Source organism: Nostoc sp. JL34, from assembly GCF_017114945.1.
Lineage (GTDB): Bacteria > Cyanobacteriota > Cyanobacteriia > Cyanobacteriales > Nostocaceae > Nostoc.
This window is the reverse complement of sequence record NZ_JABXKQ010000144.1, coordinates 13,335-27,390: the sequence shown is the minus strand read 5'-3', so window position 1 is coordinate 27,390 and position 14,056 is coordinate 13,335. Positions and strand designations below refer to the sequence as shown.

Sequence of the window (14,056 nt, the reverse complement as noted above, 5' to 3'; positions counted from 1 at the left end):
TATTCAATATGCCTAGCCTACTTTAACCATCGTGCCGCATCTTTGGCATGATAAGTCAAAATCAAGTCTGCACCAGCCCGTTTAAATCCAGTTAAAGTTTCCATAACCACGCGCTCTTCATCAATCCAACCATTAAGAGCCGCAGCTTTCACCATCGCATACTCACCAGAAACATTGTAGGCTGCAACTGGTAAGTTACTCGCTTCCTTCACCCGCCAAATAATATCCATATATGCCAAGGCTGGCTTAACCATCAGCATATCAGCACCTTCAGCGATATCCAATTCAATTTCTTTAATTGCTTCGCGGGAGTTACCTGGGTCCATTTGGTAAGTTCTTCTGTCCCCAAATTGCGGCGTCGAGTCTGCTGCATCCCGAAATGGGCCATAATAACCCGAAGCATATTTAGCAGCATAAGACAAGATCGGTGTATCTTGAAATCCGGCTTCATCTAAACCTTGACGAATTGCTTGCACAAACCCATCCATCATCCCAGAAGGCGCGATGATATCGGCACCAGCTTTTGCTTGAGAAACCGCTGTTTTCTTCAACAATTCCAGAGTTGGGTCATTTAGAACTCGTCCTGTTAAATCACCAACTTGTAGATAACCACAATGACCGTGGCTGGTGTATTCACACAAACAAGTATCGGCAATTACAATCAAATCTGGCACTGCTGCTTTTACCGCCGTCGCCGCTTTTTGGACAATTCCGCAATCATGCCAAGCGCCAGTAGCATCCACATCTTTATCAGCCGGAATCCCAAATAAAATAATAGAAGGAATTCCTAAGTCATAAACTTCTTTTGCTTCTTCAACAATTTTATCTACCGAAAGTTGGTAAACTCCGGGCATGGATTTCACCTCATTAGCGATTCCCTCACCTGGTACGGCAAATAATGGATAGATTAAATCGCTTGTTGTTAAAACAGTTTCACGAACCATCCGACGCAGTTGAGGATGGGTACGCAGACGACGGGGGCGGTGTGTAGGAAACATAAAATTTTATGAAGAAAAACAACGCAAATGGACACAAAATAAAGCGTCACAAAAGCAGGCTAAAATTTTCCTGCCGTCAGACAGACTACAAACAGTGCTTAACTGTCCTTTGCCCTACTCTTAATCAAGTTGTGGGGCAATTTTGTATTCTACAGCTTGGTTGCACCTATCCGACGGACTGGAAAAAAAACAACATAGTAAGCAATTCAAAATTCCAAATGATGCTCTCTACGAGACGCTAAAAGTGAACGTGGACTCGCTAACAAAATTCCAAATGATAAGACCGTCTGTTGAGAAAATCCTGGCGATTGGGTGTGTGCAAATTCAAGGCTCAACAGCTTAATCTGACATTTACCAATGCTCAATACCCAATCCTCATAAATCGGTGCTAGAAAACTCGGAAAATATAGGGATAGCGGAAGGGTATATCAGGATTGCTGAAAACTCCGATGAGTGCCCAAATTGTTAATCCCCAGTGTAACAAATACCCGATACCGGCTAGTGGCCCCAGTAATAATAGAGGTAACACTAACCAACCGAATAGAAAAAACAGCGCTCCCAGAATCGCTCCATAAAGCCAGACATTAAAGTGGAAATTGATGGATTCTCTAGCGTTTTCTTTAACAACAAGATCATCAGATACGAGCAGTATGACAATAGGTATACTTACAGATACCAGTGTCGTGCTAAAAAAAATGGCTCCATGCGACAAGGCAGATAGAAGCTTTCGCTTGTCTGTGTCGTACATTCCTTTCTCCTATTTAGTCATATTGTTGGTTATATTACGACCCTATCACGAGCATCGTTGTCTTAAGATTAAAAGACTTGCCAGAGTCAAAAAAAATTAAGCTAGCTGACAAACAAATACACTTATGTCTACTGAACTTCAGTCTGAACTTATTCAAGCAGTTGAACTTCGCCGCAACTTTGCGATTATATCTCACCCTGATGCGGGTAAAACTACACTAACAGAAAAGCTACTTCTGTACGGAGGTGCAATTCACGAAGCTGGAGCAGTTAAGGCCCGACGGGCACAGCGTAAGGCTACCTCTGACTGGATGGCGATGGAACAACAACGGGGTATTTCCATTACCTCGACAGTGTTGCAATTTGAATACCGCAACTGTCAAATAAATTTATTAGACACCCCTGGGCACCAAGATTTCAGTGAAGATACTTATCGGACACTTGCCGCCGCCGATAATGCAGTGATGCTGATTGATGCGGCAAAAGGTTTGGAACCCCAAACCCGTAAATTGTTTGAAGTGTGTAAGTTGCGGGGTATCCCAATTTTTACATTTATCAACAAGCTCGATCGCCCAGGAAGAGAACCTCTGGAACTGTTGGATGAAATTGAGCAAGAACTGGGATTGCAAACCTATGCGGTAAACTGGCCGATTGGTATGGGCGATCGCTTTAAAGGTGTTTTTGACCGACACAAGCAACAAATACACTTGTTTGAACGCAGCGCCCACGGGAGCCGAGAAGCCCGTGATACGATAGTGGAGTTAGGTGATCCGAGAATAGAAGAACAGCTAGAGCAAAACCTCTACTACCAACTGAAAAATGATTTAGAACTGTTAGAAGGAGTTGGGCCAGAGCTAGATTTACAGTTGGTACACGAAGGCAAAATGACGCCTGTGTTCTTTGGTAGTGCCATGACTAACTTTGGGGTAGAGTTATTCCTCAAATACTTCCTCGACTATGCCCTTAAACCCGGTTCTCATTACAGCAGTGTTGGCGAAGTTGCCCCTACATACCCAGAATTTTCGGGGTTTGTCTTCAAATTGCAAGCGAACATGGACCCGAAACACCGCGATCGCGTCGCATTTATCCGGGTCTGCACTGGTAAGTTTGAAAAAGATATGATGGTGAATCACGCTCGTATGGGTAAACTCATCCGTCTGTCTCGTCCGCAAAAACTCTTTGCCCAAGAACGAGAATCGATTGATGTGGCTTATCCTGGCGATGTGATCGGTTTGAATAATCCCGGTGTTTTTGCGATCGGGGATACAATTTACACAGGACAAAAGCTCGAATATGAGGGGATTCCGTATTTTTCGCCGGAACTGTTTGCATCTCTTAGGAATCCCAACCCCTCGAAGTCTAAACAATTCCAAAAAGGCGTTGCGGAATTGCGAGAAGAAGGTGCTGTGCAAATTATGTATTCAACTGATGAAGCCAAGCGCGATCCAATTTTGGCGGCGGTGGGTCAGTTGCAATTCGAGGTGGTACAATTTCGCTTACTAAATGAGTATGGCGTAGAAACCCTACTAGAGGTATTGCCCTACAGTGTCGCCCGTTGGGTTGAGGGTGGTTGGGAAGCATTAGAAAAAGTGGGAAGGATATTCAATACCACTACAGTTAAAGACAGTATGGGAAACCCAGTGTTGCTATTCCGCAATGAATGGAATTGCCAACAGTTATTGGGTGACCATCCAGAGTTAAAATTAAGCGCGTTGGCAAAGCCCGCCGTAGGCATCGCTCCAGTATTTTCTAGTCAACAACCAGTGGAGGAATGAAGAAGAATACAGAATTCAGAATCTAGAATTCAGAATTAGTCTTACAAAAGATCCAACTGAATTCTGACGACTGACGCCTTTATTCTTCCTTGCTCGTTCACTTGACAAGCAAAACTCAGGCGCGGTTGACTTCCACGGCATCGGAGGTTCGCGCTTTTGCACAAACGTGGATCACTTAGAAGAGATTGGAGTGCCAGAATTTGTATGCCTTCACACGCCAAATCGTCTTTGGAGGCTGGTTTAGTTGCCCTCAAGCAGGGAAATTACCAAACAGCGATCGCTCAACTAGAACCTATTGCTAGCAGCCAAAATAATGGGACTGCTAGTTTACAAGCCCAGGTTGGTTTAGTGATGGCTTATGCTCGCACTGGCGAAGTTCCCAAAGCGATCGCTATTTCCCAGAATCTCATTGAGAGTAACAATCCGCAAGTTCAAGAGTGGGCAACACGCGCTCTCGAACACCTGACAAAACGTAAAAAACCCGATCAAGAATCAAAAAATGTCGAAACTGGATTTGTTGCCTTTGAAAATTCAACTCCAGATTCTCCCGCAGTTACTCCCCCGGTAACTCCTACATTAGAGGAAAAACCAAAAGATCAAGTAATAGAAACCAAGAGCGACGACATCCCGCCGATGGTTCCACTAACTAGACTCAAAGCTACAGTAGCAACGCCACCACCTCCACCTGCACCCTTAAGTGGCTTCATGGGTTCAGTTACTCGTACCCAAGCCAAATTGTTTGGTGTTATTTATTGGCGGCAAGCACAACGCGCTAGAGCATGGCAACCACTACGTAAACCGAAATTAATTCCTTTGCGGCTATTGTCAGCAGGAACATTCATCGCCTTGTTTTGGGTAATGCGAGAAATCCTCAAGTTAGCAATGGGATTCATCAACCAGACTTTAGTCAAACTACCTTATCTGGAGCCGTTGCAGCTTTTATACCGCGACCCTACTAAGTTGTTGCTAATAGTATTGGTGATTTTGATCGGAGTATCACCTTGGTTGCTGGATCTGCTAATGGCAAAGTTGTATGGTCAGCGAGAATTTCCCAAAGATGTATTGAATACTCATAGCCGCGAAGCCGTTCGGGTGCTACAACGTTGTTGCCAACAGCGGCACTGGCCATTACCCAAGCTGCGGATTTTACCAATGGCTGCACCAATTATCCTGACCTATGGTAGTTTACCACGTAATGCCAGGATTGTTGTGAGTCAAGGGCTATTAGAGCAACTAGCAGATGATGAAATCGCCACTATTTACGCCACGCAGCTAGGGCATATTGCTCACTGGGATTTTGCTGTGATGTCTTTGTTGCTGCTGGTGACACTACCAACTCATCAGCTATATCAGCAAGTGTCGGAGTTGGGAGACAAAATATCAGCGAAAATTTGGCGCTGGCCAGTGACAATTCTGGCTAGTTTAATTTATGGAGTTTGGTGTTTGCTGACTGGAACTGCATTGTGGTTGTCGCGGTTACGACTTTATTATAGCGATCGCGTCGCCGCTGAAATTACTGGTAATCCCAATGCCCTAATTCGCGCTTTACTCAAAATTGCCATTGGCATTGCAGCTGATGTCGAAAAACAAGAACACACCAGTTGGCAACTAGAAAGCTTAAATCTCTTAACACCAGTTAGTCACCAACAGAGTTTATCTTTGGGCACTATTGCCAGTAATCTATCTTTTGAATCCTTTTTGAAGTGGGATACTGCCAATCCTTATCGCCGATGGTTTACGATTAATAATAGCCATCCTTTAATGGGCGATCGCATCGAACGGCTCTGCCAAATAGCCCGTCACTGGCATCTAGACACCGAATTACATTTTGCAAGCGAAGCATCAAAGGTTAAGCGTCAGTCTTTCTTATTACAAATCGCTCCCTGGTTGGGAATTCCTCTAGGGGTTTTGTTTGCAGCTTTAGTCTGGCTAACCTGGCAACTAGCATTCGCACTCAAGTTTTTAAATCTAAAGTGGATATATGAAGATTGGTCTTTCATCACAGGCTGCCTTCTGATTGGCTTTAGCATCGGTACAGTGATGCGGATTAATTCTTTCTTCCCCGATATTAAACCGGCCACGGTGCAAACTGACGACAGCTTACCCAACCTGTTATCTGACCCTTCTGCCTTACCCATTGACAGCATCAGCGTGCGTCTTGTGGGCAAACTATTAGGCCGTCAAGGTACTAGCAACTCCCTAGCGCAAGATTTAATCTTCCAATCCAGCGCGGGCTTGGTGAAATTACACCACATTTCTTGGCTAGGACAGTCAGTCAATCATCAGGATCTAATCGGTCGGCAAATTATCGTCACAGGTTGGTTCCGGCGAGGAGCAACTCCTTGGATCGATATCCAAACCCTGGAAACTCAAAGTGGTAAAACCATTCATAGCCCTCATCCCATTTGGTCTACTTTTTTAGCAGTTGCAGCACAGGCTTGGGGCGCATACGTTTTTCTTACTGGTTAATTCTTGGTCATTAGTTATTGGTCATTAGTCATTGGTTATTGGTCATTAGCAAAGGACAAAGGACAAATTGGAATGTAAACAAAAGTTGCAGGTTTTCTTTACAAGTGTTACATTTATTTACACAAACAAGAGCAGCCGACGTAACTCAGCATTACCGCTTAGTTGTCAATTCGGATGCTTTTTCCCCCTCTCCATACCTTTCATCCTCCCAACACAGCAGCAAATTAACCAGCCACTGGCTGGTTTTTGTTTCAAAATATGCTCCCTTGATAAAAAAAATGTGTTTTATGTTACGATGCAGTAATACTAACGTCGGAAATGTATGCGCTAAACTAGCTACGTAGAAAATACCGTGGTAATGTAAGGAATGGTATTTGATTCTGCGAAAAAGAGCATGGAAGAAAGCGTGTACTTTAGCAGGCACTAGGCTATTAAATTTACAATTCTTAGAATTAAGGTGTTATTAGCTCACCATAGTGTGAGCCTTTGGATTAAACAAGCTTGATCCCAACGAAAAACTGTATTGTTGTATAGGTTGACAGTTTCGAGCAAAAAAATTGGTTGATGGCAGTCTTGGTTAATAGCATCTATTTTAAAAGCCAAAGCCAAGTGATTGTTTTCGCACCTTGCCATGTTCATTTAACTCTGGAGGTATAGTTCATGTCCGTTCGCCTATATATAGGTAATTTGCCTAAAGATGAAATAGATCGTCAAGATCTGCAAGCCGTTTTTGCAGCAGAAGGTGATGCTGTAACTACTAAATTAATTAAAGACCGCAAAACTGGCAAATGCCGTGGTTTCGGTTTTCTTACAGTCAACAACGACGAACAAGCTGACGAAATCATTGAAAAATATAATGGTCAGATGTTTAAAGACACTCCCATTAAGCTAGAGAAGGCATTACCTCGGACAAAGGGTGAAGAGGGCGACGAGCAAGCTCCTAAACCAGTTAGTCTTGCTGCTAGTAGTACCCCGACTCCTAGCCCCAACAGAGAAGGTAGCCGTCGTGAGAAAAGCTCTAAGAAGCCTCGTCGTGGCGGCGGTGGCGGCGGAGCTTCTCGTGAAAGCAGCACTACAACCACCGATTCGGACGCTATTCGTCCAGATCCTCGTTGGGCTTCGGAATTAGAAAAGCTGAAGCAGATGCTAGCTGCACAAACTACGAATTAATCCGAAGGCGAGAGAGATTAAAAATTAAAAATCAGAATTTTTTTTTGATTTTTAATTTTTAATTGTTGATTATTATCTAGCTGCTTAGTTAAAAACTACTTGCAGCTAATTTTGTAAGTGCGTAGGTACAGCCCAACCTAGGCATTGCATCGCCAGGAGTCACACTGAGACGGAACTTAGAATTAGGAGTTAGGAGCGTAGAAACAGTCCAAGCTCCAGAAAATTTAGATTAAAGTCAAATCAAGCAACACATAAATTTCACACATATCACATACTTACGTAATAGCAGTAAGTCTATACTGATACAACAGGAACTCTATGGAAGTTACTGTTAGAGCTTGTTTATAAAAAAATTAAGTTTTTGCGATTTAGACGGATTAAAAAACCTGACCGATGTGAATGCGATCGCAGTAATTATCTGGATTTGACAATTTATAGTCAATAATGGCTATATGGCTGGCTGATATCACAAGGTGAACCAGAGGCGCGTAGGCGCAGCCCGCCGTAGGCATCGCTCGAAAGATAATTTACACTCAAGGTGATACCGATCATTTGCAGCTTCTGTTATGTCTTCAACTCTAGATTCTTTGCCACCTGCGCTCGCTAAAATTGTCCAGCGCTTTCAACGCGCTTCCGAACCGAAGCGACGCTACGAACAGCTAATCTGGTATGCTCAGAAGCTCAATGAGTTCCCAGAAGCAGATAAATTACCTGAAAATAAAGTTCCTGGCTGCGTGTCTCAAGTTTTTATCACAGCAGCCTTAGATGACGGTAAAGTTGTGTTTCAGGGCGATTCCGATTCTCAGCTAACCAAAGGATTAGTAGGGCTTTTGGTTGAAGGATTGGATGGACTAACGCCAACTGAGATTGTCCAACTTACTCCAGATTTTATTCAAGAAACAGGTTTAAACGTTAGTCTGACACCTTCCCGTGCTAATGGGTTTTACAATATTTTTAAAACCATGCAAAAAAAAGCATTGGAATGCAAGTTAGACATACCTAACTAAACTTGGTTATTAGTCATTTGTCATTTGTCATTTGCAAAGGACAACTGACAAATAGCGTACAACTACCAGAATTTAGTCTTATGTCAACCAATGTATTATCTACCTCTGCTGCTATTGGCTTTGGTGGAGTAGTTCAAGAATATCTCTGGAAGTGGGAAAATCAGCAATTGCGCGTTGTTTATGAAACCCTCGGTAATGGTTCACCGCTATTGCTGCTACCATCTTTCAGCAGTGTTTCGACACGTTTGGAAGTCGGCGAACTTGCCAAGTTACTAGCTTCCAATTTTCAAGTTGTAGCCCTAGACTGGCCTGGATTTGGTGAATCTTCTCGCCCTAGTTTGAATTATCGACCAGAAATATATCAGCAATTTCTGGAAGATTTTGTTAAAACTGTTTTTAATACTCCTGTTACTGTAGTGGCAGCTGGTCATGCTGCTAGTTACGTTTTAAAATTAGCTGTGAGGCAGGCTGCTTTCTCAAAAATTGTATTGTTAGCTCCTACTTGGCGTGGTCCTTTGCCGACAATGGGGGCAAGTCAACAGATAGCTGGCATTGTGAGAGACTTGGTGCGATCGCCTATACTTGGTCAAGCTATCTACAAGCTCAACACTACTCAATCTTTCTTAAGTTTTATGTACCGCCGTCATGTCTTTACTGACGCGGCTAAAATTACACCCAGTTTCATTGAGAAAAAGTGGCACACGACTCAACAACCAGGAGCGCGATTTGCATCTGCTGCCTTTGTAACTGGTAATCTTGATGCTGTACACAAACAATCTGATTTTTTGGAACTTGTGCAGTCTTTAACCGTACCGCTCATGGTAGTAATTGGAGAATCTAGCCCTCCCAAATCACGAGAAGAAATGAACGCTTTAGTAGCTTTACCAGGAGTGAAAAGCGTTGTCATCCCTGGTTCTCTGGGGCTGCATGAAGAATACCCAGCAGTTATTTTAGAAGCAGTTGAAGATTTTTTGTTCTCTAACAAATAATTAACCAGAGATGAAAATAGTTCCTCGTAGGGGCGTACTGCTGTGCGCCCCTACTCATTCAAATAAGAATAGCCATATTACAGATACATAAAAATAAAATCTTTCTTGATTAAATTATGTGATGATTTTGCTGAAACCCAAAATAATAGTAAGTTCGCACAAAAATAGAAAAAGATTTATCATGGGCGATAATGATTATCCACAAGGTGAGACAAGAGGAATTTAGAGTATGGTGGCTGACGTAATCAACAATTCAGTTCCCGTTACTGTTCTGACTGGCTATTTGGGAGCAGGTAAAACGACTCTACTCAATCACATCCTCACCTACGAACACGGCAAAAAAGTTGCTGTGATTGTCAATGAATTTGGGGAAGTGGGTATTGATAATCAATTGATTATCGATGCTGATGAAGAAATATTTGAAATGAACAATGGCTGTATCTGTTGTACAGTACGCGGCGATTTAATTCGCATCATTGGCAATTTGATGAAGCGACGCGATAAATTCGACCATTTAGTAATTGAAACAACTGGATTAGCCGATCCTGCACCAGTGATTCAGACATTTTTTGTGGATGAAGATTTGCAAAACCAACTGTCTCTAGATGCAGTGGTGACAGTCGTAGATGCAAAGCATATTTGGCAGCACTGGGATGCCGACGAAGCCCAAGAACAGATTGCTTTTGCCGATGTAATTTTACTTAATAAAACAGATTTAGTAGCGCCAGAAGAGTTGGATGAATTAGAAAAACGGATTCGGGCGATGAATGCGATCGCAAAAATTTACCGTACCCAAAATTCTGAACTAGGAATGGATGCTTTGTTGGGTGTAAAAGCCTTTGATTTAGAACGCGCATTAGAAATAGATCCAGATTTCTTAGGCGAAGATGCTCATGTACATGATGAAACTGTCTATTCTGTGGCTTTAGTAGAAGCGGGTGCTGTCGATGGAGAAAAATTAAACACTTGGCTTTCGGAGTTACTGCGTACCCAAGGGCCAGATATTTTTCGGATGAAAGGTATTTTAAATATTGCAGGAGAAGATAATCGATTTGTATTCCAAGGAGTACACATGATCTTTGATGGCAAACCCGATCGCCCTTGGAAACCCAGCGAAACCCCCAAAAACGAACTAGTCTTCATTGGCCGCAACCTTGATGCAGCCCAACTCAAGCAAGATTTTCTCGCCTGTTTAGCTTAAAAGGGGATTGGGTATTGGGTATTGGGAAGAATTTAGTCCTTAGTTCCCAGTCCCCAGTCCCCAGTACCCAGTACCCAGTACCCAATAACTATGAACACCACAACCAAATCTAAGGAATTTGAACAACACTATTCGGGGACACTTTCTGATTACGTAACTGCGATCGCTTGGTCGCCACAAGGTAAAACTTTAGCAGCAATTTCCGCCGCTGGTGAAGTAATTTTGTGGAATGATGGCGAACTCACAACCTTACAAACTGCTAACGGTAAATCAGTAGACTGTCTCGCCTTTTCGCCCGACGGCAAATTTTTAGCTGTTGGTGGACAAGATGGACAAGTAAAAATTTGGCGCGACACTGAATTAATCGCCACCTTGGAAAATTCCCCTGCATGGGTTGACAAGCTAGCTTGGAATTACACCAGTAACCAACTCGCTTTTAGTTTGGGGCGTTACGTGCAAGTCTGGGATGCAGATACTTGTGAAATTGTCGTGACGCTGAATTTCGACAACTCTTCAGTATTGGGTATAGATTGGCGCATTGATGGACAATATTTAGCCATTAGTGGTTACAAAGGAGTGAAGATTTGGCACAGTCAAAACTGGGATGAAGAACCATACAGCTTAGATATGACTACTGTCAGTTTAGCTATGGCTTGGTCGCCCGATGGCAAATTCCTAGCTTCTGGCAACATGGATCGCAGTGTCACCGTTTTGGAATGGAACAACCCCGATCCTTGGGTGATGCGCGGCTTCCCTGGTAAAATTCGTCAATTGGCATGGTCAGAAGCTATGACCAAAGTAGGTGCGCCAATATTGGCATCTTCTAGCGTTGAAGGGATTGTAGTGTGGGAGAAGTTAGAGGATGATACTTTAGGTTGGGAAGCGCGAGTATTAACAAATCATGTGGGCGTGATTAATGCGATCGCCTTTGCACCCAAAAGCTTCCTTCTCGCTTCTGCTGCTGCTGACGGCTGGTTATGTTTGTGGAACAAAGCTAAGGAAGTATCCCAAATTATCACAGGTGTCTCAGCAGGATTTTCTTCCCTAGCTTGGCATCCCGAAGGTAAGTTATTGGCCGCAGGCGGTGAACAGGGCGAATTAGTGATTTGGTCAAAGGTTTTGCGGGGTCAAGGATTCGGGCGTAGTTAAGCAATACTTGGTAATTAAAATTGAAGCTGGGCAATTTATTAGCTATGCTGTATCAGCAAAGCTATCTTTGTGTGAATTATGAACATAGTCAAACTGATTTTATTTGCCTGTCCCGCATTTCTGGTATCCATGCTGCTGATAGTCAATCCAGCAAACGCATCCAGCCTGAAATCTTTATATGCTACCCAAATTATGACGGTAGTATCTACACAACAAATTCCCGATCTGGCAACACCAAGCTTTATTCAAACATCTCATCCGATAATTGATCGAGTTGGTTGCAATTGTGCGAACTGTGTTCAGTCTAAATTTCAGTCGCTACAAGGCAAGCTGCCATCAGTCGATTTTTAATAAAGTTAGAAGTTATGGATATTGTAGGGGCACAGCAATGTTGTGCCCTTATTAATTATTAATGAGCTTTTTGTAGATAGTGATCGCACCTGCGGCATCATTATTTATGTAATCAAGATATTCGATTAAGTAGGGACAATTCATGAATTGCCCCTACCGCATGGTCTAATTACCTAAAAATGGCTGTAAAAAACAAGTATGAAAGTATTTAGGTGAATCCCTAAATACTGAGAAAGCTGCTGGTAAGCCATTAAAATTGGTGCGTTCGCCATCTGCATCCAAGCTGTTAAGCTCTTGTTAAAAGAGCTAGTCCGGGGATTAGAAAACTTGCTAGAGTGAACAGAGTTAGCCTTAATGTCTAATCGCCAAAACCTATACATCTCATGGATTTTGCTAATATTGCATCCCAGCTAAACGCTGGAACGATTTTGCCAGAGGGGATTGTTATTCTCACCCTCTTGGGGGTTTTGATTGTTGATTTGATTTTGGGGCGTACATCCGCACGCTGGATTGGATATCTAGCGATCGCAGGTTTATTTGCTTCGATTGTCGCCCTATATTTTCAATGGGACTCTCCTAATCCCATCGGTTTTACCGGTAGCTTTAACGGTGATGACCTGAGTATCGTCTTTCGCGGGATTATTGCCTTGTCTGCGATCGCTACTATACTGATGTCAATTCGCTACGTTGAGCAGAGCGGCACTGCTTTAGCCGAATTCATCGCTATTTTGCTGAGTGCTACATTGGGAGGGATGTTTTTATCCGGGGCTAGTGAGTTGGTGATGATTTTCATCTCCCTAGAAACCCTGAGTATCTCCTCTTACTTGTTGACAGGTTATACCAAGCGTGACCCCCGCTCCAACGAAGCGGCGCTGAAATACTTGTTAATTGGAGCTTCCAGTACAGCAATATTTTTGTACGGTGTATCCCTGCTGTATGGACTATCGGGAGGACAAACCGAACTTAGTGCGATCGCTAATGGTATTGCCACAGCTAAAGTTGGTCAATCTTTAGGTTTAGTGATTGCCCTGGTTTTTGCGATTGCCGGTATTGGCTTTAAAATCTCCGCTGCACCCTTCCACCAGTGGACACCAGACGTTTACGAAGGCGCTCCCACCCCAGTCATCGCCTTTTTATCTGTCGGTTCCAAAGCAGCTGGATTTGCCCTAGCCATCCGCTTGCTGACAACAGCCTTCCCTCTTGTTGCTGACGAGTGGAGGTTTGTCTTCACAGCTCTAGCCGTTCTCAGCATGATTTTGGGTAACGTAGTCGCCCTAGCCCAAACCAGCATGAAACGGATGCTAGCTTATTCATCCATTGCCCAAGCTGGGTTTGTGATGATTGGTTTGATTGCTAGTACACAGGCAGGGTATGCCAGTATGATATTTTACCTACTGGTTTACCTATTCATGAACCTGTGCGGCTTTACCTGTATCATTCTGTTCTCACTACGGACAGGAACCGACCAGATTGCCGAATACTCTGGCTTATATCAAAAAGACCCACTCCTAACACTAGCGTTGAGTATCTCCCTGCTTTCCTTGGGTGGTATTCCACCATTGGCTGGGTTTTTCGGCAAGATTTACTTATTCTGGGCTGGTTGGCAAGCAGGACTTTATTGGTTAGTCTTGCTGGGCTTAGTTACCAGCGTCGTCTCCATCTACTACTACATTCGCGTAGTTAAGATGATGGTAGTCAAAGAACCCCATGAAATGTCCGACGCCGTGAAGAATTATCCACAAGTGCGTTGGGATTTACCTGGGCTAAGACCTTTGCAGGTCGGGTTGGTGGTAACATTAATTGCCACTACCATAGCAGGGATTTTGTCAAATCCACTGTTTACATTGGCTAACAATTCCATCTCCAATACCCCAATTTTGCAAGCAACAATCAACAGTAGTGTAAAAGCACAAAATCTACTGCTTTTACCAAAGTTAGATTCGGTTAGTCAGTCTCAACTCTCAGTTGATTCTACTGCTAAGAGTTAATAACTCGAATCACAACTAAACTTTGTATTCAAAGACACGCCTGTCTGCTCATTAGCAAACAGGCGTTTGTCATATCTTTTAACTTAAAATAAAATTTACAATTTATATTTCAATATACTTGGATTAAGGCTTAATCCTCCCTCAACCTCTTAAAAAAGGAGGGTTGGGGGATACTCTGGGGTGAACCAAATATTACTAAGTTTATTGGTATA

General features: G+C 43.2%; 11 protein-coding genes. 9 read left to right on the top strand and 2 right to left on the bottom strand.

The features are described 5' to 3' along the window. Positions 1-17: 17 nt before the first annotated feature. Both hemB and HWQ44_RS26240 read right to left on the bottom strand, forming a co-directional pair. Positions 18-998: a porphobilinogen synthase gene (hemB, locus tag HWQ44_RS26245; RefSeq protein ID WP_292706913.1), complete on the bottom strand. Its 981-nt coding sequence runs from the start codon at positions 996-998 to the stop codon at positions 18-20. A 388-nt stretch (positions 999-1,386) separates the two neighbouring features. Then, on the bottom strand, positions 1,387-1,746 hold the full coding sequence (locus tag HWQ44_RS26240) for a DUF4870 domain-containing protein (protein WP_292724776.1): 360 nt from the start codon (positions 1,744-1,746) through the stop codon (positions 1,387-1,389). A 124-nt stretch (positions 1,747-1,870) separates the two neighbouring features. Here HWQ44_RS26240 and prfC point away from each other — a divergent pair, with 124 nt between their 5' ends. The 9 genes from prfC (at position 1,871) to HWQ44_RS26195 (ending at position 13,844) form a co-directional block, all read left to right on the top strand. Further along, the gene (gene prfC / locus HWQ44_RS26235) at positions 1,871-3,520 is read left to right on the top strand and encodes a peptide chain release factor 3 (protein WP_292724774.1); all 1,650 of its coding nucleotides are present in this window, start codon (positions 1,871-1,873) and stop codon (positions 3,518-3,520) included. 204 nt (positions 3,521-3,724) lie between these two features. Beyond that, positions 3,725-5,989: a M48 family metalloprotease gene (locus tag HWQ44_RS26230; RefSeq protein WP_292724772.1), complete on the top strand. Its 2,265-nt coding sequence runs from the start codon at positions 3,725-3,727 to the stop codon at positions 5,987-5,989. A 660-nt stretch (positions 5,990-6,649) separates the two neighbouring features. After that, the gene (locus HWQ44_RS26225; RefSeq protein ID WP_292724771.1) at positions 6,650-7,159 is read left to right on the top strand and encodes an RNA-binding protein; all 510 of its coding nucleotides are present in this window, start codon (positions 6,650-6,652) and stop codon (positions 7,157-7,159) included. 566 nt (positions 7,160-7,725) lie between these two features. Continuing rightward, a complete protein-coding gene (locus tag HWQ44_RS26220) occupies positions 7,726-8,166 on the top strand; it encodes a SufE family protein (protein WP_292724769.1) in 441 nt (146 codons plus the stop codon). Between the two features lie 80 nt (positions 8,167-8,246). Beyond that, the gene (locus HWQ44_RS26215; protein WP_292724768.1) at positions 8,247-9,155 is read left to right on the top strand and encodes an alpha/beta hydrolase; all 909 of its coding nucleotides are present in this window, start codon (positions 8,247-8,249) and stop codon (positions 9,153-9,155) included. A gap of 229 nt (positions 9,156-9,384) precedes the next feature. Continuing rightward, positions 9,385-10,356, top strand: coding sequence for a GTP-binding protein (locus HWQ44_RS26210; protein ID WP_292724766.1), 972 nt, complete (start codon positions 9,385-9,387; stop codon positions 10,354-10,356). 90 nt (positions 10,357-10,446) lie between these two features. After that, positions 10,447-11,505 carry a hypothetical protein gene (locus tag HWQ44_RS26205; RefSeq protein ID WP_292724765.1) on the top strand — a complete coding sequence of 353 codons (1,059 nt, stop codon included), beginning with the start codon at positions 10,447-10,449 and terminating at the stop codon, positions 11,503-11,505. Between the two features lie 78 nt (positions 11,506-11,583). Next, entirely contained in the window at positions 11,584-11,856 is a 273-nt protein-coding gene (locus HWQ44_RS26200; protein WP_292724763.1) for a hypothetical protein, read from the top strand. A gap of 383 nt (positions 11,857-12,239) precedes the next feature. Continuing rightward, positions 12,240-13,844, top strand: coding sequence for an NAD(P)H-quinone oxidoreductase subunit N (locus HWQ44_RS26195; protein WP_292724761.1), 1,605 nt, complete (start codon positions 12,240-12,242; stop codon positions 13,842-13,844). The last annotated feature ends 212 nt before the right edge of the window (positions 13,845-14,056 follow it).